Raw genomic sequence first — 22,543 nt, 5'->3', positions numbered from 1 at the left:
CATCTGCACCGCCACCGCCGCCGGAGAAGCCGCCTCCGCCGAAGCCACCGCCGAATCCGCCACCGCCGCCGAAGCCGCCGCCATATCCGCCGTAGCCGCCCAGGCCGCCGCCGAGAATGACGCCCGGCGCGCGGCCCCAGCCGCCGCGTGCATGCCTCTTGTGGCGTGACGACCCGATGCGCGACATGAGCAGGAACAGGAACATGAAGCCGAAGAAGAGCAGGATAGAGGAATCGAAACCTTCCTCGGGCTGGTTTGCGGCCTTGGGCGCAGGCAGTTGCTCCTTGTCGAGCAGGCTGGCGATTGCCGAGATGCCAGCCGCCAATCCGCCATAAAAATCATTCTGGCGGAAATGCGGCGCGATGACATCCTGGAGAATGCGCTTGGACTGCGCGTCCGTCAGCGAGCCCTGGACGCCGCGTCCGGCTTCGATACGCAGGCGGCGCAATGCCGGCGGATTGTCCTTGGCGACCAGCAGCAGCACACCGTCATCCACGCCCTTGCGGCCCAGCTTCCATTCTTCCGCAACGCGGATGCTGTACTGCTCGATCGCTTCCGGCGCGGTCGTGCCGACCAGCAGCACCGCGATCTGGCTGCCTGTGCGGGTTTCGTATTCCTGAAGCACATTCTCCAGCGACGCGCGCTGGCCTGCCGTGAGCATGCCGGCCATGTCGGTCACACGGGTTTGCAGCGGCGGCACCGGGACGAAATCCTGCGCGCCGGCGCTCATCGTGAGCACGGCCAGCACGAAGCCGAGGAGCATGCGTGCGATCATTGGATTGGGATCCGTTTATTTGCCGAAGTTGACGGCGGGGGCCGTGGAAATGGCTCTTTCATTGTCCACCGTGAACGACGGCCTGGTCTCATAGCCGAATACCATGGCGGTCAGATTGGTCGGGAAACTGCGCGCCAGGACGTTGTACTCCTGCACCGACTTGATATAACGCTGGCGGGCGACCGTGATGCGGTTCTCCGTGCCTTCCAGTTGCGACTGCAGGTCGCGGAACAGGCCGTCCGCCTTGAGCTGCGGATAGTTCTCCGATACCGCCATCAGGCGGGAAAGCGCCGACGACAGTTCGCCTTGCACTTCCTGGAATTTGCGGAAGGCTTCCGGATTATTCAGGACCTCAGGCGTGATCTGGAAGCTGGTCGCGGCGGCACGCGCCCTGGTTACCGATTCCAGGGTTTCCTTTTCATGGCCGGCATACCCCTTGACGGTATTGACCAGGTTGGGAATCAGGTCGGAACGGCGCTGGTACTGGTTGACCACTTCTCCCCAGGCGGCCTTGACGCCTTCATCCTTGGCCTGGAATTCGTTGTAGCCGCAGCCGCTCAAGACCGATGCCAGGACGACAGCCGTAAACCAATTCATCCATGTCTTCATTTTCATGCCCCTTATTTTTTGTACCAATAGTCCAAAATTGCAAAATATTTGCAATTTTGTCACCTATCTATGGGCAGGCCGCGCGGTTTCAACAGCACGGTACTCATTGCCACTAGGATAAGGCCCATCGCCGCATAGTCCTGCCAGTGCGGCGTCTCGTTCAATAGCCAGGCACCGGAAAAAACCCCCAGCACCGGAATCATCATCACCGACAGGCTTGATGCAATTGGTGGCAAGGTACGTGCCAGCCTGAACCAGACAGTATGGGCGAAGCCGAAGATGATCAGGGCGTTATAGATGATGGCCTGCCATTCGACGCTCGAGGGCATGCGCCAGGCGTGGCGCTCGAAAGCGAAGGCAACGACTGTCATCACCATCGTGGTCAGCAGCAACATCCAGAAGGTCAGCGAAATGGTCGGCATGTCAATCTGGGTGCGCTTCATCAGCACCGTGCCGTATCCCCATCCCGCCGCCGCCAGCAGGACCACGACGCTGCCGAGCGGCTGCCCCGAGAGGGTGACGAGTTCGCTCGACAGCAACAGCAGGGCGCCACCCAGGGCCAGGCCGATACCCAGCCACGCGGCCGGCGCCGGCTTCTCGCGGTAGAAAATCAACGCGCAAAGCACCGCCCATACCGGCATCGTATAGCCGAGGATCGCAGCCCGTCCGGAACTGAGCATCTTGACGCCGAGAATAATCAATACATGCCAGATCAGCATATTGGGAATGGCCAGCTTGACGACCTGGCCGAGTTTTCCTGCCGGTATGGCAAGCGAGGCGTTTTGCATTCGCGCCGCAATCAAAATGACGGGCAGTCCGCCGAGCATGCTGATAGTGCGGAACGTGAGGGGAGGGAAGTCGCGCACCGCTATTTTCATGATGGGCCAGTTGACGCCCCAGCAGAGGGTGAGCAGGATCAGGAGGATCCAGTCTTTGCGGGAAAGTGAAGTCATGTCGAAACGATAGCATGGCAAGTTACAATGCGCATTGTCCGAACCACAGAGCAATTGCCGTGACTTTCATCGATAAACTTTCCGCCGCCTGGCAATCAAATAATTCCCTCTTGTGCGTCGGCCTTGATCCCGATATCGCCAGATTCCCCGCGCATCTTCACGGAAAACCGGATGCAATTCTGGAGTTTTGCAAGGCCATTATTGATGCCACGGCGGAACTTGCATGCGCCTTCAAACCCCAGATCGCTTACTTTGCCGCATTGCGGGCGGAAGACCAGCTTGAGGAAATCTGCGCCTACCTGCGCAATAATTACCCCCATCTGCCGATCGTGCTCGACGCGAAACGTGGCGACATTGGTGCTACCGCGGAGCAATATGCAAGGGAAGCGTTCGAGCGCTACGGTGCCGACGCTGTAACGGTCAACCCGTATATGGGCTTCGATTCGGTGGCGCCCTATCTGGAATGGAAAGACCGTGGCGCCATCGTGCTCTGCCGGACCTCGAACCCGGGCGGTTCCGATCTGCAGTTTCTGACGGTGGACGGCAAGCCTTTGTACCAGCATGTGGCGCAGCTGGTTGCCGATCAATGGAATACCAACGGCCAGTGCGCGCTGGTGGTGGGCGCCACGTTTCCCGAGGAACTCGCGCAGGTTCGCCGGCTGACAGGTGACATGCCGCTGCTGGTGCCGGGCATCGGTGCACAGGGCGGGGATATCGAAGCGACAGTAAAAGCCGGCAGGACGGCCGCCGGCACGGGCATGATGATCAATTCCTCGCGCGCCATCCTGTATGCAAAGCCGGATGCCGGTGAGGAATTCACACAGGCCGCGCGGCGGGTAGCGCTTGAAACCCGGGATGCGATCAATCGCTTTCGGTAATCGAGCAGAAGTAACAACGCGACCGCACATTCCTGATTCAGATTTGTTCAAGGAAGCGCAGCAGGCCTTTCAATCCATGCGCAACCGACTGCCGCCGCACTGCCTGCCGGTCGCCGGTGAAAACCATGCGTTCGACATTACTGTGCCCGTTTCGAGCCCAGCCGAAATAAACCGTGCCGACCGGTTTTCCGGGTACCGCGCCGCCTGGCCCGGCGATGCCGGTGGTGGAGACGGCGATCTGCGCGCTGCTGTTGACGAGCGCGCCTTTCGCCATCGCATCCGCGACTTCTTCGCTGGCGGCGCCGTGACGCTCGATCAATTCCGCGGGAACGTTCAACAATCTGCTCTTGGCTGCATTTGAGTAGGTGATGAAGCCGCAGTCGAACCATGCCGACGATCCTGCAATCTCGGTGATGGCCTGGCCCACACCGCCGCCGGTGCAGGACTCGGCTGTCGCCAGCATCATGCCTTTTGCCTGTAACGCCGCGCCCACGCGCTGCGCCAGTTCAGAAATGTCGTCCATCTTCAGCCCTCCAGAGAATGTTTGCCGCAACGGCAGCGATGATGGTGGTTACCGATCAGCGCTTACTCTACCATCCGCGATATCCCCTGCTCCTGGTCGAGGCATCATGGCCGTCGCATGCCAGCGAAGAGACAACGCGGCGCGCCTTGCATTCAGGCGCGCCGCTCCTGCCGTCCAAGGTGCGTTACTTCACTGTTGCGGTTTCCAATGCATTGCGCACCAGCGGTATTTCCTCCGCGCCGTACCCGCCGCCGCCCGGCGTTTCGATCACGAAGACATCGCCCGGTTCGACATTCGTGCTGGCGACGAAGCCGAGTTCCTCGCATCGGCCATCCGCGCGAACGACATAGTTGCGTCCGCATCTGCCGGGTTCGCCACCGGCGGCTCCGAAAGGCGGCACGATGCGATTGTTGGACAGGATGGAGGCGGTCATTTTTTCCAGGAACCGCACCCTGCGGATGCCGCCATTCCCGCCATGCCATTTACCGCGCCCGCCGGAGCCGGGGTTGATTTCATAACTGTCCAGCCGCACCGGATAGCGCCATTCCAGTATTTCCGGATCGGTGAGGCGTGAGTTGGTCATGTGTGTCTGTACGACATCGGTACCGTTGAAACCCTTGCCGGCGCCCGAGCCACCGGAGATCGTTTCGTAGTACTGGTGTTCGTCATTGCCGAAGGTGAAGTTGTTCATCGTTCCGGGTGCCGATGCCATTACGCCGAGCGCACCATACAGCGCATTGGTGATGCAGCTCGACGTTTCGACGTTGCCGGACACGACCGCCGCCGGGTAGCGCGGATTGAGCATCGACCCCTCGGGTATGATGACGTTCAGCGGTTTCAGGCAACCCGCGTTCAGCGGAATCTCGTTATCGACCAGCGTGCGGAACACATACAGCACGGCCGCCATGCAGATGGCACTCGGCGCATTGAAATTGTTGGGCAATTGCGGGGAGGTGCCGGTGAAGTCGATGTCCGCGGTGCGCGCCGCATGGTTGACGCGAATGGCCACCTTGATCACGGCGCCGTTATCCAGCCGGTATTCGTAGCTGCTGTCCTTCAGCGCGGTGATCACGCGGCGGACCGCCTCTTCGGCGTTGTCCTGCACATGCTTCATATAAGCCTGCACCACGTCCAGGCCGAAATGACCGACCATCTTCAGCAACTCGTCCACGCCTTTCTGGTTCGCCGCGATCTGCGCCTGCAGGTCGGCGAGGTTCTGCTTGATATTGCGTGCAGGATAAGCGCCCGACGAAAGCAGGGCGATGGTTTCCTCTTCCATGAAGCGGCCGCCTTTGACGAGCTGGAAGTTATTGATCAGCACGCCTTCCTCTTCCACCACCTTGCTGTCCGCCGGCATGGAGCCGGGCGTGATGCCGCCGATATCCGCATGGTGGCCGCGTGACCCGACAAAGAACAACACCTTCTCGCCCGCCTGGTCGAATGCCGGCGTAATCACGGTAACGTCCGGCAGGTGCGTGCCTCCATGGTAGGGGTCGTTCAGCATAAAGACATCGCCCCTTTTCATCGTGGCGCTGTTCTCGCGAATGATGGTCTTGATGCTTTCGCCCATCGAGCCGAGGTGCACCGGAATATGGGGTGCGTTCGCAATGAGGTTGCCCTCGGCGTCGAACAGCGCGCACGAGAAGTCGAGGCGTTCCTTGATGTTGACGGAGAAGGCGGTGTTCTGCAGCCGCAGGCCCATTTGCTCGGCGATGCTCATGAACAGGTTGTTGAACACTTCCAGCATCACCGGGTCGGCGCTGGTGCCGATGGCCTTGCGCTGCGTGCGTGCTTCCACGCGTGTCAACACGAGGTGGTCCAGCTTGGTGACTTCGGCAATCCAGCCAGGCTCGACGATATTGGTCGCGTTTTTCTCCGCGATGATCGCCGGTCCGTGAATCAGGTCGCCCGGCCGCGTGTCCTCGCGGCGGTATAGGGCCGTGTCATGCCATTTGCCGCCGGAGAAAAGTTGCACGGTCTCCTCCGGCTTCAGCGGTCCGTCGCGCGGCGGCAGGTCGTCCATGTGCGTGGTGGTTTCGTCCGACAGGCCGATCGCTTCCACCGATATCGCTTCGACGACCAGTTCCTTGTCGGGCATCAGGAAGGAATAGCGCTTCTTGTACGCAACTTCGAATTGCGCAATCATCCGGTCGACCGCATCGTAAGGCACGACGATCACCGAGTCGGTGCCGTCATAGCGAAGGTGCGCGCGTTCGACCACCCGGATGCGGGTCTGGTCCACGCCCTGGGACAGCAAATCCTCGCGTGCTTCATCCGCCAATGCATGCAGTTTCGCTTCGAGTGTCGTGAGGACTGACTCTGATAAGGTAATCTCAAGCGATTGTTCGCGCATCGCGGTCTGATCCGCCAGTCCCATGCCATAGGCCGACAGCACGCCGGCGAACGGGTGGGCGAATACCCGCGTCATGCCGAGCGCATCGGCGACGAGGCAGGCATGCTGGCCGCCGGCGCCGCCGAAGGTGGTCAGCGTGTACTCGGTTACGTCGTGTCCGCGCTGCACCGAAATGAACTTGATGGCATTGGCCATGTTGCCGACCGCGATCTCGATAAAGCCTTCCGCCACTTCCTCCGGCGTGCGGCGGTTGCCTGTGGCTTGATAGATCTCTTCGGCCATCTCGGTGAACTTGCGCACCACCGCGTCGCGATCCAGCGGCTGGTCGGCATTCGGTCCGAACACCGAGGGAAAATAGTTCGGCTGAATCTTGCCCAGCATTACATTGCAATCGGTGACAGCTAGCTTGCCGCCACGGCGATAGCTGGCCGGACCCGGATTGGCCCCGGCGCTGTCCGGTCCGACGCGGTAACGGGACCCGTCAAAATGGAGGATGGAGCCGCCGCCCGCCGCCACCGTATGGATGCTCATCATCGGGGCGCGCATGCGCACACCGGCCACCTGCGTCTCGAACTCGCGCTCGAATTCTCCGGCATAGTGCGACACGTCGGTGGAGGTGCCGCCCATGTCGAAGCCGATGATCTTGTCAAAACCGGCGGTCTTGGCGGTACGGACCATGCCGACGATGCCGCCGGCCGGACCGGACAGGATGGAATCCTTCCCCTGGAAGCGATGCGCATCGGTCAATCCGCCATTGCTTTGCATGAACAAAAGGCGCACCCCATCCATCTGGCTTGCCACCTGGTCCACATAGCGGCGCAGGATCGGCGACAGATAGGCATCGACCACGGTGGTGTCGCCGCGCGACACCAGTTTCATCAGCGGGCTGACCTTGTTGGAGATCGAAATCTGCGTGAAGCCGATCTCGGCGGCGATGCGTCCGATGGCGTCCTCATGCATGGTGTAGCGGTAACCGTGCATGAGAACTACCGCGACAGAACGATACCCCTGCGCATGCAACGCGGCCAATTCGCGGTGCACCTGGACCTCGTCCAGCGGCTTGATGATCTCGCCGTGCGCGCCGATGCGTTCATCGACTTCAACGACTTTGCCGTACAACAATTCGGGCAGCACGATATGGCGGTCGAAGAGGCGAGGGCGATTCTGATAGGCAATGCGCAATGCATCGCGGAAGCCGCGCGTGATCAGAAGTGCGGTCAGGTCACCCTTGCGTTCCAGCAGCGCGTTGGTGGCCACGGTGGTACCCATCTTCACCGCTTCCACCAACGTCGGCGAAATTGTCTCGTTCGCGCCGACGCCCAGCAGGCGCCTGATGCCGGCAACCGCTGCATCCTTGTATTGTTCCGGGTTTTCGGAAAGCAGCTTGTACGTCATCAGCTTGCCGTCCGGACGGCGCGCGACGATATCGGTGAATGTGCCTCCCCGGTCGATCCAGAACTGCCAGCGCTTATCCTGTTGACCGTGTAACGATTGTTTTGCTTCCATGGTGCCTTCACCTTTCCTATAGAGACGAGGCCGCCCGCGCGGCTTGATCATAAAGTCCGGACAGCTTCCGCAGATATTGAGAAAGCGCCGTATAGACGGATTTGTTCGGGCCAAGCGCTACGAGAGTATCGAGCAACCGGTGCTCGCGGACCTCCTGATAACGTAGCAAATACGCCTGGCCCAACGGAGTAATCGAAAAAATCACTTCCTTTCCACGCTTCTCGGCGCTCACGACATCAAGCGCCACGAGCTTGCGCAGCGAATAGCCGACGACACGCGCATCTTCGATATTGAGAATGAAACAGATGTCGGCAAGACTTTTGGCATGCGCGCGGCCATTAAGTTGGTCCAGCACCAGCGCGTCGGTCACCACCAGATCTTTTATGCCGGCATCCGCCATCGCGCTGACGATCCATCGCTGAAAGGCCTGCATAACTCCCACGATGCCGATATCCAGTTCGTCAAGCGCGGCCGACTTGGTGCCAGGGATCGTTGTCAACCTCGATCCGGCAGCGCCCTGCAACTTACAGTTTTTACGCACCGGATCGGTGCTTTGTGCACTGCCGCGTGGCTTTTGCATCCTGCTGTCTCCTGTTCCGGCACCGGTTCGGTGCGGCATGTTTTTTTGCTTGAAATCGTAAAACGTTTCATCTATTGTAGATTCAACGTCAATAATTTATTAGATAATTTGTTGACATATTATCGACGTCACATTTAATATTCAAGAAAAAAATGAAGGAGATTGTGATGAAAACAATGTTGGCAGCCTTGGGAATCAGTGCCTTGGCCTCATGCTTCAGTCTTGCCGTACAAGCACCCGCATATGCGGCAGCCGTGGAAATCAATTTCGCAACTGCCTATGCAGCCGACAACTTTCAGACACAGAATCTGCAGTGGTATGCGGAAGAAGTAACAAAAGCCAGCGCCGGCAGGTTAACGATGAAAGTGCATCCGGCCGGATCGCTCATCAAACCCGCAGACATCTTTGCCGGTGTGCGCAGCGGGAAAGCCGAGGCGGGCGAGGTCATCATGTCCAGTCTTGCCAAGGAAAATCCACTGTTCGGTATGGACGCACTGCCATTTATCGTCTCGGGATATGACGATGCGCAACGCATGTGGGAAGCTTCCCGTGCATCGATCGAAAAAGCCCTCGCGGAACGTGGCCTGCAACTGCTGTATGCGGTGCCATGGCCGCCGCAGAACCTGTACTCCCGCAAACCCATCAGCACAGTCCAGGACTTCAAGGGCCTGCGCATGCGTGCCTACAACCCGGCAACCGAGCGCATCGCCGAGCTGGTTCGCGCCACGCCGGTCACCATCCAGGTCGTCGACCTCGCCAACGCCATCTCCACCGAGAAGCTGGATCTGATGCTGACGTCAAGCTGGACCGGCGTCGAAACCAAGGCTTGGACAAAGTTGCAGCACTACTACAAGGTCAATGCCTGGATTCCCAAAAACATTGTGTTCATCAACAAGAAAATTTTTGATAAGTTAGATGTTGATACCCAGAAGAAAATGCTTGAGCTGGCGGAAGTCGCAGAACAGCGTGGATGGAAGCTGAGCCGGAACAGTGATAAGGATTATGAGAATCTTCTCGCGGCAAATGATGTAAGCGTATCAACAATGGACTCCTATATCCGGCAATACCTAGACCGTATCGGCGAGACGCTTGCCCGCGAGTGGTTGAAGCAGGCTGGCAACGATGAGCTCAAGGTGCTGTTGAAATATACGACCGACAGGTCAATGAATCAGGCGAGCGCGAAGTGATAGCGCGGACAAGAAGCGGTAGTTAGACGGTTTAGCAGTGCATGCAGTTATCCGGTAGTGCCGTACTTCAAGGCCACGGTGCCCGAACAAAAGAGTCGTAGCCAATCCACCAATGAAGGAGACTTAAATGAAGCAGATTCGCAACGTCATGCTGGCAGCCGTTCTGGCCACAAGCTCGCACCTCACATTCGCACAGGCAAAGTGGGACCTGCCCACCGGCTATCCGGCGAGCAGTTTTCATACTGAAAATCTGCAACAGTTCGCCGGCGATATAGCCAAGGCAACCAACAACAAGCTTACCTTGACACTGCACCCGAATGGCTCGCTGTATAAGGCCAACGAAATCAAGCGCGCGGTGCAGACCGGCCAGGCGCAAATCGGCGAATTCATCCTGTCGGGCGCGTCCAATGAGAATGCTATTTTCGGTGTCGATTCCATTCCCTTCCTCGCCACCAGCTATGCCGACGCCAAAAAGCTGGCAGTCGCGTCCCGTCCTGCGGTGGAAAAGCTTCTGGCTTCCCAGGGCATGAAACTCCTGTACACCGGTCCATGGCCTGGTCAAAGTCTGTATTCGCTCAAGCCGGTCAACACCTCTGCCGATCTGCGCGGGACCAAGATGCGCGCTTACAACCCCGCCACGACCCGCATCGCCCAGCTGCTCGGCGCACAGCCAGCCACTATCCAGCTTGCCGAACTCGGCCAGGCGCTTGCCACCGGTGCGGTCGACAACTTCCTCACATCGAGTGCCAGCGGCATTGAGAACAAGTTGTATGAACAGGTCAAAAACTTCTACACCGTCAATGCATGGTTGCCGAAGAATGCAGTTGTCGTGAGCCAGAAGTCATTTGACGCATTGGATAAGCCCACGCAGGAAGCTGTCCTGAAGGCGGCGCAGGCGGCCGAAGAACGCTTGTGGAAAATCAGCGAACAGAAAGACCAGGAGTATTTGAAGCAGCTTGCGAGCAACGGCATGAAGATTTCAGCGCCATCGCCGAAGCTGCAGTCTGAACTGAAGTCGATCGGCGAGACGATGACAGCCGAGTGGCTCAAGTCCGCCGGTGCCGAAGGCAAGCAAATCATCGATGCCTATTACAAGCAATAAATAGAAGAAATCCAATATGGCCGCCCGCTTCGACGGGCGGTTTCTGAGTTCGGAGACAAACATGGCACGGATGCTGGAAGGTTTTTACCGCGGACTGTTGTACCTGGCCGCATTGTTCATGGTGTTGACGCTAGTGACGATATTGCTGGGCGTCGCGGGCAGGCAGTTCGGATTCGATATTCCGGGTCTGGACGCTTATGCGGGATATTCGATTGCGGGCGCGCTTTTTCTGGCATTGCCGGCGGCATTGCGCAGCGGCGATCATATCCGCGTGACGCTTCTTTTCAACAAGCTTACCGGTACGCCAAAGAAAATTGCCGAGTACTGGTGCCTGAGCGTCGCGTCGGCGATGACCGTTTATCTCGCCTACTACGCCATCCGGTTGGCCTGGGTCTCCTATACCACGCACGATGTTTCCCCGGCCGCGGATGCTACCCCGCTATGGATTCCACAGCTCACCATGGCAGTCGGCAGTATCGGCCTGGCAATTGCCTTCCTCGAGGATCTCGCACGCAAGGTGTTTGACCACGAACGGATTCTGGTGCCTTCGGCCGAGATGGCACGCGTCGAATAACAATAACAAGGAGACTAACGTGGACATGCTAGTTGCAGCACTTCTAATTGGATTACTGTTTGCCGTACTTGGGTCCGGGTTGTGGATCGGCCTGTCATTACTCGGCGTCGCGATCTTCGCTATGGAATTCCTGACTAGCCGGCCCGCCGGCGACAGCATGGCGTTCACCGTCTGGGGCGCAACGTCGAGCTGGACATTGACGGCGTTGCCGTTGTTTTTGTGGATGGGAGAAATCCTATTCCGCAGCAAATTGTCGGAAGATATGTTCAAGGGCCTCGCACCCTGGCTGGAACGCCTGCCCGGTCGACTGCTGCACGTCAATATCATCGGCTGCACGATCTTCGCCGCCGTGTCAGGCTCTTCAGCAGCGACCTGTGCCACCATCGGCAAGATCGCCTTGCCGGAACTGAAGAAACGCGGTTACCCGGACGACATCACGCTCGGTACGCTGGCCGGCGCTGGCACGCTTGGCCTGATGATTCCGCCTTCCATCATCATGATCGTCTACGGTGTCGCGGCCAACGTCTCGATCGCCAAGCTGTTCATCGCGGGCGTATTGCCGGGCCTGCTGCTGGCGGCCTTGTTCATGGGTTACGTCATGGTTTGGTCTCTGCTTCACCCGGATGCCATTCCGGCTGCATCGGAGAAGACCTCCTTCGTTCAGAAGCTCTATGCGTCGCGACACCTGATTCCTGTTGTTGCCTTGATTGCGCTGGTACTTGGGTCGGTTTATCTCGGCATTGCAACTGCAACCGAGGCTGCCGCATTCGGGGTTGCCGGTTCGCTGATTCTGGCTCGTATCGAGGGATCGCTTACCTGGAGCACCTTCAAGGAAGGCCTGCTGGGTGCCACGCGGGTGTACTGCATGATCGGACTGATCCTCGCAGGTGCTTCCTTCCTTACGCTGTCGATGGGCTTCATCGGCCTGCCGCGCCACCTTGCCGAATTTGTCGGGTCCCTGAATCTGTCGCCCTTCATGCTGATTCTTGCCTTGACCGGACTATTCATCGTACTCGGCTGCTTTCTTGACGGGATTTCGATGGTGGTTCTCACGATGGCGGTGTTATTGCCGACCGTGCAGAAGGCCGGCATCGACCTGATCTGGTTCGGTATCTTCATCATCGTCGTGGTGGAGATGGCGCAAATCACGCCGCCGGTCGGCTTCAATTTATTTGTCCTGCAGGGACTCACCAAGAAGGAGATCAGCTATATCGCGCGTACCGCGATGCCGCTGTTTTTACTGATGCTCGTCGCGGTCCTGCTGCTTTATTTATTCCCGTCAATCGTCACGGCGTTGCCGAAAATGATGACTTGAGCATGCAGTGCGTTTCGGTCCCCTCCGAGCGCATATCTACACGATCTAAGACTGAGAAAGGTTTGGTCATGACCAAGGAAAGAGACAAGCTGTCGATGTCGCCGGAGGAAGTGAGGACGCTTTGCCGCAATGGCAGCCTCACCGGTCCCACATCCGGTTTTGCCAAGGGGCGTGTGCAGGCCAACATGATGATCGTGCCGCGCGAACATGCATTCGACTTCCTGCTGTTCTGCCAGCGCAATCCGAAGCCGTGCCCACTGGTCGAGGTGCTGGAGCCCGGCCAGTTCGCGCCCCGGTGCGCCGAAGGCGGCGATGTGCGCACCGACCTTCCCGGATACCGGGTATTCGAGAATGGAAGACTGATCAGAGAGGTAGGAGATATAGGCGAGTACTGGCGCGATGACTTGGTTACCTTCCTGATCGGCTGCAGCTTTTCATTCGAAAGCGCGCTGATTGAGGGCGGTATTCCATTGCGCCATGTCGACGCAGGGAAGAATGTCGCCATGTACAAAACGAACATACCATGCTGGTCCGCAGGGCAATTCAACGGAAACATGGTGGTCAGTATGCGCCCGGTGAAGAGCGGGCATGTTGCACGTGCGGTCGAGATTTCCGGCCGCTTCCCCCAGGTGCATGGCGCGCCGGTGCATATCGGTCACCCCGGATTGATCGGCATCACCGACTTGTCTTCGCCGGATTTCGGCGATGCCATACCGATTTTCGACGATGAACTTCCGGTCTTCTGGGCATGCGGTGTCACGCCGCAGTACGTTGCGGAGCTGAGCCGGATTCCATTTTGCATCAGCCATTCTCCGGGTAAGATGCTGGTTACGGATTTGACGACGTCATGAAATCCGAAGCCAATGTAACCTGGAGTTTGTAATGCCCAAAGAAAAAGCCGTTTCGAAGGCGACGTTTGCGCAAGCCGCACCCTCCCCTGGGAAAGTACCCATCGTCTCGTCATCACACCTGGCTGCCGGCCGCAGCGCTGAACTGAGTGAATTCGAGTTCGGTTTGATCATCGCCAGCAATGCCTTCAATCGTTGGGCAGTGCGATGCATGTCGGCAGCCGGTATGAAAGACATGACGATCACGGACGTTCTGGTTCTGCATCACATCAACCATCGGGCGCGTGAGAAAAAGCTGGCGGATATTGCCTTTATCCTGAATATCGAGGATACGCATATCGTCAATTACTCACTGAAGAAGTTGCATAGCCTCGGCCTCGTGCAGACCGAGCGACGTGGCAAGGAGGTCCTGTATTCCACCAATGAAGCGGGACAGGCTCTGTGCAAACGCTATTACGAAATCCGTGAACAGGTACTGGTATCCGGCCTCACTGGTGACGGCACTGAAAGTTTTGAACTGAGCGAACTGGCGAGATTCCTGCGTGTCCTTTCCGGCCTGTACGACCAGGCAGCACGGTCCGCAACGTCGATGTAAGGCGGGAACGGCAGCCGAGATTACCAGATGTTTCGAGCTTGGCGCGACCGCTTGCTGGTCGCGCCTTTTTTATGGCTAGATAGCCCGCCACAAGGCAAACAGCAGCAGCGTATAAAAGGACGCACCGATATCGTCCCACATCACGCCGAAGCCGCCTTTAAAACGCCGGTCGAAATAGCGGATCGGCGGTGGCTTGACCATGTCGAAAAAGCGGAACCACAAGAATGCCCATAGCTGGGTCGATATATCCGCCGGCATCAGGAAGACAAGGACGATCCAGAATGCAATCATTTCGTCCCATACCATGCTGCCGTGATCCGAAATTCCGAGGTCCTGGCCGGTGCGCTGGCAAGCCCAAATGCCAATGACGAAGCCGGCAACGATGATGATGCCCCAGGTAAGCGGGGTGAATATCGATGGCCAGCGCAGCGTCAGGACATAAAACACAAGCCAGCCGAATAAGGTGCCGGTTGTCCCCGGTACCACCGGCGACAGCCCGCTCCCGAAACCCTGGGCCAGGATATGTGCAGGATGGGAGAGCATGAAGCGTGCGCTCGGCTTGGTGACGTAAACATCCTGGCCGGGATCGAGAGTGTTCATGGGGAAGTGAAGTGGTCGAAGGAGGCGGTTTTCAAATCGAGAACGGTACCGTCCGGATCGACGACACGCAAGCCGGGCGCCGCTTCGATTCTGCCGACCCGTGTAACGGTCGTGCCGCTCGCTGCGCCAGCCTGCAGAACCGCATCGCGCATTGGTGCGGGAGCAGTGAAACATAATTCATAGTCGTCTCCGCCGGCGAGCATGAAGTGCCTGCGCGTCGGCTGGTCTTGCATGGCCAGCATCGGCCCTGCAGGCAATGCGTCTACCTGGAGGCATGCCCCGACGCCTGATTGCTTCAAAATATGCGCGATGTCGCCGGCAAGACCGTCGGAAATATCGATGGCCGCATGGGCAATACCCCGCAGGGCGATGCCAAGCGCCACCCGCGGTGTCGGCCTGTGCATCCGTTCCGCGGCCGTCGCGAGCGCCTGTTCATCGAGAGGGAGTTCGCCCCGATAACCGGCCAGTGCCAGGCGTGCATCTCCTAACGTCCCTGAAACCCAGATGTCGTCGCCGACCCGCGCTGCGTTTCGCCGCAAAGCGCGCCCCGACGGTACTTTGCCGAATATGGTGATGCATATATTGCGCGGCCCTTTCGTGGTGTCGCCGCCGATCAATTCGCATCCGTGGCGGTCGGCCAGTTCCAGCAGACCGCCGGAAAAAGGGGCCAGCCATTCCGGGTTGACTTCCGGCAAGGCAAGGGCCAATGTAAAAGCCACCGGTTCCGCCCCCATGGCAGCGAGGTCGGATAAATTCACTGCCAGACATTTATGGCCCAAGGCATAGGGATCCGCATCAGGGAAAAAATGCCGTCCTTCAACAAGCATGTCGGAAGAAATGGCAAGTTCCGATCCGGACTCCGGGACCAGCAAGGCACAGTCGTCACCAATGCCGGCGGCCACATCCTTGCGACGTGGAGGGCGAGTGAAATATCGGGCAATCAGGTCGAATTCGGACAACATGCCTGAATTGTACCGAAGGTCACTATCCGCAAAGTCAGCAGGGATCTTAATTCACAGTAAACAGGATTTTTGACAAGGATCTGCTTGCTTTCCTATAACCTGCACTTGTTGAAATGAAATTGAGTTTCATTTTTGCGGGCTTGAGAGGCGCTTTTTCTCGGCGTCATGAAAACTAGGATAAATACGTATCAAATTGGCAGAACTGCTCTGATAAAATCGTAAGCTTTCCGTAAGCTAAAAAGGAAGGCTGCAGAGCATGGATTCCCCCATCAACCAAAAAGAAGAACTCCGCCAGCAGTTGCGCCAAGCCGCTCTCGAGTACCACGAGTTTCCTGCCCCCGGCAAAATCAGCGTAACGCCGACCAAGCAATTGACCAACCAGCGCGACCTTGCGCTGGCGTATTCGCCCGGAGTTGCTTCCGCCTGCGAAGAAATCGTGATCGATCCGGCGAACGCCTTCAAATACACTGCGCGCGGCAATCTCGTCGCCGTCATCACCAATGGCACTGCCGTACTTGGACTTGGTGCGATCGGCCCGCTGGCTGCGAAGCCGGTTATGGAAGGGAAGGGCGTCCTGTTCAAGAAGTTCGCCGGCATCGATGTGTTCGACATCGAAATCAACGAAACCGATCCCGACAAGCTGTGCGACATCATCGCAGCACTGGAGCCGACATTCGGCGGCGTCAACCTGGAAGACATCAAGGCGCCCGAGTGCTTTTATATTGAACGCAAATTGCGCGACCGGATGAAGATTCCGGTTTTCCATGATGACCAGCACGGGACTGCAATCATTGTCGGCGCCGCCATTCTCAATGGCCTGAAAGTGGTCAACAAGCAGATCGGCCAGTGCAAACTGGTTGTCTCCGGCGCAGGTGCAGCGGCGCTCGCCTGCCTGGACCTGATCGTCGATCTGGGCTTCCCGATCGAAAACATCTTTGTCACCGACCTCGCTGGCGTCGTTTACAAAGGCCGCAAGGAACTGATGGACCCGGACAAGGAGCGCTTCGCGCAGGACACCGATGCCCGTACGCTCGCCGAGGTGATTCCCGATGCCGACATTTTCCTCGGTTTGTCCGCGGGTGGCGTCCTGAAAGCCGACATGGTCAAGTCGATGGCGGCCAAACCGCTGATACTCGCCCTGGCCAATCCAACACCCGAGATCCTGCCCGAGGAAGTCAAGGCGGTACGCAACGATGCAGTGATCGCCACCGGGCGATCCGACTATCCCAACCAGGTCAACAACGTTCTCTGCTTTCCCTATATCTTCCGGGGCGCCCTCGACTCGGGTGCGACCACGATCACGCGCGAGATGGAGATCGCCGCCGTCCGCGCCATCGCCGAACTGGCGCAAGCCGAGCAATCGGACATCGTTGCTTCAGCCTACGGCATCAGCAATCTGTCGTTCGGTCCCGAGTATGTCATTCCCAAACCCTTCGACCCGCGCCTGATGATGAAAATCGCGCCTGCGGTCGCCAAGGCGGCCGAGGAGTCGGGCGTCGCGCTACGGCCTATCGAAGACATGCAGGCCTACGCCGGCCGGCTGGAGCAATTCGTCTACCGCAGCGGCACCTTCATGAAGCCGATTTTCCAGGTGGCGAAAAAGGCGCCCGCGTCCAAGAAGCGGATCGTGTTTGCCGAAGGCGAGGAAGAGCGCGTACTGCGTGCCGTACAGGTAGTGGTTGACGAAAAGCTTGCCAAGCCGATCCTGGTCGGCCGCCCGGCAGTGCTGGCGCAACGCATCGAAAAATTCGGATTGCGTCTCAAGCCGGATGTCGACTTCCAGGTCATCAATACGGAATATGACGAGAGCTACCGCGACTACTGGCAAACCTATCTGGGGATGACCCGTCGCAAGGGCGTCACCGAGCAGTATGCGAAGCTGGAAATGCGGCGGCGCCATACGCTGATCGGCGCGATGATGATCCACAAGGGGAATGCGGACGGCATGATCTGCGGCACCTTCGGCACCACATCGCTGCATCTGCATTACATCGACCAGGTGCTGGGCAAACGCGAGGGCGTCAATGTCTACGCTGCGATGAATGCGCTGATCCTGCCTGACCGTCAGATCGTCATCGTCGATACGCACGTCAACGAGAATCCCACCGCGGAGCAGCTCGCGGAGATCACGATCATGGCAGCGGAGGAGATGCGCCGGTTCGGACTGGTGCCCCGGGCAGCGTTGCTCTCGCACTCGAACTTCGGCAGCAGCAACAGCGATTCGGCCAAGAAGATGCGCGCGGCCTTGGCCATCATTCGTGAAACCGCCCCCGACCTGGAAATCGATGGAGAGATGCATGGCGATGCCGCGCTGGACCCCTCCTTATTGCGCTCCATGATGCCGGACTCGACACTTACTCGCGACGCCAACCTGCTCGTGCTGCCGAATATCGATGCTGCGAACATCTCGTACAACCTGCTCAAGACGGCCGCGGGCAACGGTATCGCCATCGGTCCGATTTTGCTCGGATGCAGCCGGCCGGTGCATGTGCTGACTCCCTCGGCAACAGTGCGCCGGATCGTCAACATGACGGCGTTGTGCGTGATGGATTCCGTATCCCAGCGTTGATTGATGCTTCAGAAGCAAAAAAGCCGCTCCAATTGGAGCGGCTTTTTTGTGCGTGGAGTTTGCTATGACTTCGGCGCTTTCTTCGATGCCTTCTGGGCGGCGGCTTTTTCCCTGCGATATACATTTGCCCAGGATGGGTGTCCGGCTTCGGATGGTAATAATTCGAAGCCCGGATGCAAGGCGAACAGCTTGCGGAATTCAGTGCGGCATAAGGTGGTTTTGCGGGTAAGGCAATAGGTGAATGCGGAATACTTGCGCGCCCTTATTTCGTCTGCCTGTTCAGGCAAGCCCATTTTGATCGCCGACTGCAGTGCATCGACGGCGTTCTTGTAGTTGCCGGCATCGTATTCCTTGATTCCTTCCGCAAGCTTGTTTTGCGCAGGTGTGGCTGCAGTGCTGCCGGCGCGGCTGACGGCACGCTGTTCTTCGGATGCGCCCTTGACCGACCGCCAGACGGGACCCCATAGCGGATGGCTGGCTTCATTGGCCGCAAGTTCAAATTTGGGGTCCGCCTTCAAGATCGCCTGGAACTGTTCCCTGCATGGCAACTCGCGGCTGCTGGCGCAGTTGATGAATGCCACATGCTTGCGCGCATCCAGAATGTCCGCAGAACCCAGCCGCCCGCTGTCGATCGCCGCGTTAAGGTCGGTCAACGCGACATCGTAGCGACTCTCTTTGTAATTGGCGATGCCGCGCTTGTAGAGCGATTGCGCCTCGCCCTGGGAAATGGTCGACTGATCGGTGGTTTGTTGCCCAAGCTGGGCGCAGGCCGATAGGAAAAGGGCCAGCAGGGGAAGGACAAGTTTGTTCATGCCAAATAGTTAGTCTACAAGTAATTCAGAATACGTAATGCACGGTGGTTTCCGCACCGCTTTTAACTTCGACGGTTGCCCGGTGGGGCGCAAATTCGCCGTTGCGAATTTCGATGCGATGCTTGCCCGGGGCGAGGTCCACGGTTTTCAACGGCGGGCTGATCCCGCGTTTGCTGCCATTCACATAGACCTCTCCCCAAGGCTGTACGGCGAGCCTGACTTTGCCGGGCTTGGCCGCCGGCGCGGGAGGGGTATTTGTTTCGTTCTTTTCAGTCGCTTTTTCAAGCGCAGGGACATCGGAAGCCGATGTCGGCACAGGCGCATCCGAACGGGATTTTTGCACGACAGGCAGGTCAGGGATGCCTGCCTCCGTTTTTTGTTCCGGCAGCTCGGGCGCAGAGCTAACCGGAACGGCTACGGCAGGGAGTGCCACCGCAATCATTGACGGCTCGGCGCTGCCGTGCATTTCTGGTGTGGCAGTCCAGGACCATACCGCACCCACAATCGAAATTGATCCGACCGCTACCGCGACCATGCCGGTTCGGGAAACGGAGATTGACCGCCTCGCAGCGCCCCCGGCATTGGATGCAAGCCGTGTCCAGGCGGATGCGGGAACCGGTGCGGCGGTTTCAATCATGTGCCGCGCCTTTGAACGATCGCGCAGCTTTTCAGCGAGATTCTGGTTGCCCTCTACAGGGCCAAACCGGTAGATTTCGTGTTCGCGAACGTGTTTGTCGTGCCGCGTGCCTTCGTACACGAACAACTGCGCATAATCGCGGGAAAAACGGGAAATGATGTCGTAATACGAATGCGACACCATGACCTGCCCGGCGTCGGCAAAGCTCATCACGCGTTCGGCGTCGTTGACGCCGTCACCGATCATGTTGGTATGCCCGTTGATATCCCGGACGACTTTCAATGGGCCGAGATTGATTCCCATGCGGACGAAGCCGGGGTCGCCGACGGTCGCCCGGCCTTCGGCGATGGCATCGCGCAGGGAAAGCGCGGCGAACAGCGCATCTTCCGGGTCGCCAAGGAAAGCGATGCCGGCACCATCGCCGGTGTCGACCATGATGCGCTCGCTAGGCGCAATATTGTGCACCGCCTCCGCCAGCAGGTTGTTGAACAACTCCTTCATCTCGAGCTGATCCGGCACGGTGCGCAGCGAATAGCCGACGATGTCAATGAACAGCACACTACCGATGAAGGTGCGATTCAATTGTTTCAGGGAGGGCGTTGCTTCATTCATACGGAAGGGTCTCGTCATCCGAACGCGTTTGCGCACGAGCGTTGATTTTAACCCGCGGAATGATTTTATTGACTGCAGGACATATTTTTCAGTGTAATCCGTTGTGTTGACCAGTAAAAGCGGCCCAAAAAGCCCACATTTATTGACGAATTTGCATGACATTTCGTCAGGAGACGAGACCTTGCCGCACCGGCACCCGCCCCGTCTGGACCAGGGGCGCGGCACGGTCGCAATGGGCCGGTTGATCGTCGAAGAAGATATGCGGCTTGAAGGCGGCCAATACATCCGATTTTGCTACGCCGCCCATGAAGAACGTTTCATCAATTGCCACATCCCAGGCCCGCAATGTGCGAATCACCCGCTCATGTGCGGGTGAAGACCTGGCGGTCACCAGCGCGGTACGAATTGGCGCGGCCCTGCCGTCGGCGCTTTTATAGTTATTCTGTATGAAGGACAGCGCCTTCAACAGGCGTGCAAAGGGGCCTTCTGGCAACGGCTTTTTCGCATTCTCGCGCTCGTGGTTTTCAAACGCTTCAATGCCCTGGGTTTGGAATATGTGTTCCGATTCATCCGAAAAGATCACTGCATCGCCATCGAATGCGATACGGATCTGATCGAGTTCTTCAAACGCATTGTCCGGCTTCTGGTAAAGAAGGGCGGACGCAACACCGGAATTGATCGCTGCCTGGACATCGTCTTCGTGCAACGAAAGAAACAGGCTGACGTTGAACGCCTGCAGATAAGGAGCCAGCGAAGCGCCGCCCGACAAGACTGCACGCGTAATATCAAGGCCGTAATGGTCAATGGAGTTGAAAATGCGCAACGATGTTTCGGAAGAGTTGCGCGACATGATCACGACTTCGACAAAACGCTGGTTGTCGGTCAGTACATTCAATTTCAGCAAGGCCCGAACGAGCGCAAAACCGGCGCCCAGCTTCAGGATCTCATTTTCATTTTCCAGTTGATGACGCCGGTACGCTTCGAGTCCTTGGGTGCGAAAAATCGTTTCTTCCACCTCCAGGTCGAAGAGCGCGCGGGATGAGATACCTACCACCAGAAGGTTGTCGAGGGAAAAGGGCATAGAGGAGCGATCCGGATTGACAAATGGCACATGTGACTGCGGTGAATGGTACCGCATTGTGAAGGACTGTCTGCGAATCGGAGATTCAATCGCTGCAAGCGAACGCCCACAGCAGGACGGCATTCGGGAAGTATGCCTGAAATGAAAAACGCACCTCATCAGGTGCGTTCACATTGGTGCCGAGAGCCGGAATCGAACCGGCACGGTGTCACCACCGCGGGATTTTGAGTCCCGTGCGTCTACCTATTCCGCCATCTCGGCGACACAGCCGCTATTATGGCCGATTTGCGACGTTCGGGCAACACGTCAGGCAGCTTCCGCATTGTCATACCGTAATTCGACAGCGTATGATCGCCTACTTCCGCCCATTCAAGCGCTCGAAGGCATTTCCTACTAATGAAGTCCCGCAAAATTCGCGAAATCGTACTCGGCAAGGCACTCGATCCGCTGAAGGCCGAAACACGACATTCCCTTGCGCTGGTGGCATTCCTGGCATGGGTCGGACTGGGTGCGGATGGTTTGTCGTCTTCCGCATACGGTCCCGAGGAAACTTTCCGTGCGCTCGGCGAGCATACCCACCTCGGCCTGTATATGGCGATTGCCACCGCGGTCACCGTATTTATTATCGCGCTTGCCTATAACCAGGTGATCGAACTGTTCCCGACCGGGGGTGGCGGGTACCGCGTGGCGTCGAAACTGGTCGGTCCCTATATGGGGTTGATCGCAGGCTGCGCCCTGGTGCTCGACTATGTACTGACGATTGCAATTTCGGTTGCAGCAGGTGTCGAGGCGCTGGCTTCGCTGCTTCCACTCGGTTTTCATCCCTACAAATTGTGGGCCGAAGCGTTGTTCATCGGTTTGCTGATCATCCTGAATTTGCGGGGAATGAAAGAAGCAATCCGCATACTTCTTCCGATTTTCTTGGGGTTTGTGGTCACCCACTTTACGTTGATCGTCTACGGCATCATCGCGCATGCCTCCTATCTCCCTGCGCTTATCCCAAGCACCCTGAGCGAAACCACTGCACTGGTCAGCAACATAGGCTGGATAAGCGTCGCCGGCATGCTGCTTCTTGCGTATTCGCAGGGCGGTGGAACTTATACCGGTCTGGAAGCCGTTTCCAATAACGTCAATATTCTTGCCGAACCGCGCGTCCACACTGGAAAGATGACCATGATCTACATGGCCTTGTCGCTGGCGTTCACCGCCAGCGGCATCATCCTTCTCTATCTGTTGTGGGACGCAAAGCCGGTGGAAGGCCAGACCCTCAACGCTTCCACCTTCAAGGCCATTATCGAAAGCATCGGCTTCGGCGGCGAATGGGGTAATCGCATCGCGCTGACCGTGGTCCTGATTTTCGAAGCCGGGTTGCTGTTTGTCGCTGCCAATACCGGTTTCCTGGGCGGTCCCGCGGTCCTGGCTAACATGGCGGCGGATTCCTGGGTGCCGCACAAGTTCCGCTACCTCTCCAC

20 protein-coding genes and 1 tRNA gene are annotated in these 22,543 nt (G+C 58.1%); 9 read left to right on the top strand and 12 right to left on the bottom strand.

Annotated elements, in window-relative coordinates:
- The 3 genes from V7080_RS09265 to V7080_RS09255 form a co-directional block, all read right to left on the bottom strand.
- Positions 1-775, bottom strand: a 775-nt coding sequence (locus V7080_RS09265; protein WP_334188107.1) for a TPM domain-containing protein, incomplete at its 3' end; no start/stop codon positions are given.
- 15 nt (positions 776-790) lie between these two features.
- Positions 791-1,372: a LemA family protein gene (locus V7080_RS09260; protein ID WP_334188106.1), complete on the bottom strand. Its 582-nt coding sequence runs from the start codon at positions 1,370-1,372 to the stop codon at positions 791-793.
- 71 nt (positions 1,373-1,443) lie between these two features.
- Positions 1,444-2,337 carry a DMT family transporter gene (locus V7080_RS09255; RefSeq protein ID WP_334188105.1) on the bottom strand — a complete coding sequence of 298 codons (894 nt, stop codon included), beginning with the start codon at positions 2,335-2,337 and terminating at the stop codon, positions 1,444-1,446.
- Positions 2,338-2,396: 59 nt separating this feature from the next.
- Here V7080_RS09255 and pyrF point away from each other — a divergent pair, with 59 nt between their 5' ends.
- A complete protein-coding gene (gene pyrF, locus V7080_RS09250) occupies positions 2,397-3,215 on the top strand; it encodes an orotidine-5'-phosphate decarboxylase (protein ID WP_334188104.1) in 819 nt (272 codons plus the stop codon).
- Positions 3,216-3,252: 37 nt separating this feature from the next.
- Here pyrF and V7080_RS09245 read toward each other — a convergent pair whose 3' ends face one another.
- The 3 genes from V7080_RS09245 to V7080_RS09235 form a co-directional block, all read right to left on the bottom strand.
- Positions 3,253-3,738, bottom strand: coding sequence for a CinA family protein (locus V7080_RS09245; protein WP_334188103.1), 486 nt, complete (start codon positions 3,736-3,738; stop codon positions 3,253-3,255).
- A gap of 184 nt (positions 3,739-3,922) precedes the next feature.
- A complete protein-coding gene (locus tag V7080_RS09240; RefSeq protein WP_334188102.1) occupies positions 3,923-7,597 on the bottom strand; it encodes a hydantoinase B/oxoprolinase family protein in 3,675 nt (1,224 codons plus the stop codon).
- Positions 7,598-7,613: 16 nt separating this feature from the next.
- Positions 7,614-8,177 carry a winged helix DNA-binding protein gene (locus V7080_RS09235; protein ID WP_334188101.1) on the bottom strand — a complete coding sequence of 188 codons (564 nt, stop codon included), beginning with the start codon at positions 8,175-8,177 and terminating at the stop codon, positions 7,614-7,616.
- A 167-nt stretch (positions 8,178-8,344) separates the two neighbouring features.
- On the opposite strand from V7080_RS09235, the gene V7080_RS09230 reads away from it, so the two are divergent.
- From V7080_RS09230 to V7080_RS09205, 6 genes are all read left to right on the top strand, one after another.
- Entirely contained in the window at positions 8,345-9,364 is a 1,020-nt protein-coding gene (locus V7080_RS09230; protein WP_334188100.1) for a TRAP transporter substrate-binding protein, read from the top strand.
- A 127-nt stretch (positions 9,365-9,491) separates the two neighbouring features.
- Positions 9,492-10,466, top strand: coding sequence for a TRAP transporter substrate-binding protein (locus V7080_RS09225; RefSeq protein WP_334188099.1), 975 nt, complete (start codon positions 9,492-9,494; stop codon positions 10,464-10,466).
- A 61-nt stretch (positions 10,467-10,527) separates the two neighbouring features.
- A complete protein-coding gene (locus V7080_RS09220) occupies positions 10,528-11,040 on the top strand; it encodes a TRAP transporter small permease (protein WP_334188098.1) in 513 nt (170 codons plus the stop codon).
- A 25-nt stretch (positions 11,041-11,065) separates the two neighbouring features.
- Positions 11,066-12,355: a TRAP transporter large permease gene (locus V7080_RS09215; RefSeq protein WP_334188108.1), complete on the top strand. Its 1,290-nt coding sequence runs from the start codon at positions 11,066-11,068 to the stop codon at positions 12,353-12,355.
- A 68-nt stretch (positions 12,356-12,423) separates the two neighbouring features.
- Positions 12,424-13,206 (top strand): putative hydro-lyase, encoded by a 783-nt coding sequence (locus V7080_RS09210; RefSeq protein WP_334188097.1) that lies wholly within the window; start codon positions 12,424-12,426, stop codon positions 13,204-13,206.
- A gap of 31 nt (positions 13,207-13,237) precedes the next feature.
- Positions 13,238-13,798, top strand: coding sequence for a winged helix DNA-binding protein (locus V7080_RS09205; RefSeq protein WP_334188096.1), 561 nt, complete (start codon positions 13,238-13,240; stop codon positions 13,796-13,798).
- A 75-nt stretch (positions 13,799-13,873) separates the two neighbouring features.
- Here the strand turns inward: V7080_RS09205 and V7080_RS09200 are convergent, their stop codons facing one another.
- Positions 13,874-14,398, bottom strand: coding sequence for a phosphatidylglycerophosphatase A family protein (locus V7080_RS09200; protein ID WP_334188095.1), 525 nt, complete (start codon positions 14,396-14,398; stop codon positions 13,874-13,876).
- Positions 14,395-15,360 carry a thiamine-phosphate kinase gene (gene thiL / locus V7080_RS09195; RefSeq protein ID WP_334188094.1) on the bottom strand — a complete coding sequence of 322 codons (966 nt, stop codon included), beginning with the start codon at positions 15,358-15,360 and terminating at the stop codon, positions 14,395-14,397. The genes V7080_RS09200 and thiL overlap by 4 nt, the downstream gene beginning before the upstream one ends.
- A gap of 256 nt (positions 15,361-15,616) precedes the next feature.
- Between thiL and V7080_RS09190 the strand changes: the two genes are divergently transcribed.
- Positions 15,617-17,929 carry an NADP-dependent malic enzyme gene (locus V7080_RS09190; RefSeq protein WP_334188093.1) on the top strand — a complete coding sequence of 771 codons (2,313 nt, stop codon included), beginning with the start codon at positions 15,617-15,619 and terminating at the stop codon, positions 17,927-17,929.
- Between the two features lie 62 nt (positions 17,930-17,991).
- Here the strand turns inward: V7080_RS09190 and V7080_RS09185 are convergent, their stop codons facing one another.
- The 4 genes from V7080_RS09185 to V7080_RS09170 all read right to left on the bottom strand — a co-directional run bounded on the left by V7080_RS09185 (position 17,992) and on the right by V7080_RS09170 (position 21,332).
- A complete protein-coding gene (locus V7080_RS09185) occupies positions 17,992-18,741 on the bottom strand; it encodes a TssQ family T6SS-associated lipoprotein (protein ID WP_334188092.1) in 750 nt (249 codons plus the stop codon).
- 25 nt (positions 18,742-18,766) lie between these two features.
- A complete protein-coding gene (locus V7080_RS09180) occupies positions 18,767-19,990 on the bottom strand; it encodes a PEGA domain-containing protein (RefSeq protein ID WP_334188091.1) in 1,224 nt (407 codons plus the stop codon).
- A 166-nt stretch (positions 19,991-20,156) separates the two neighbouring features.
- A complete protein-coding gene (locus tag V7080_RS09175; protein WP_334188090.1) occupies positions 20,157-21,071 on the bottom strand; it encodes a 5'-nucleotidase in 915 nt (304 codons plus the stop codon).
- Positions 21,072-21,245: 174 nt separating this feature from the next.
- Positions 21,246-21,332, bottom strand: a tRNA-Leu gene (locus tag V7080_RS09170).
- A 135-nt stretch (positions 21,333-21,467) separates the two neighbouring features.
- On the opposite strand from V7080_RS09170, the gene V7080_RS09165 reads away from it, so the two are divergent.
- Positions 21,468-22,543 (top strand): APC family permease (locus tag V7080_RS09165; protein WP_334188089.1); only part of this gene is annotated, 1,076 nt, incomplete at its 3' end.

Origin of the sequence: Noviherbaspirillum sp. (assembly GCF_036846085.1) — a bacterium.
GTDB lineage: Bacteria > Pseudomonadota > Gammaproteobacteria > Burkholderiales > Burkholderiaceae_D > Noviherbaspirillum.
Note: the sequence above shows the minus strand (reverse complement) of the source record. Positions and strands in the feature narration are given on the sequence as shown.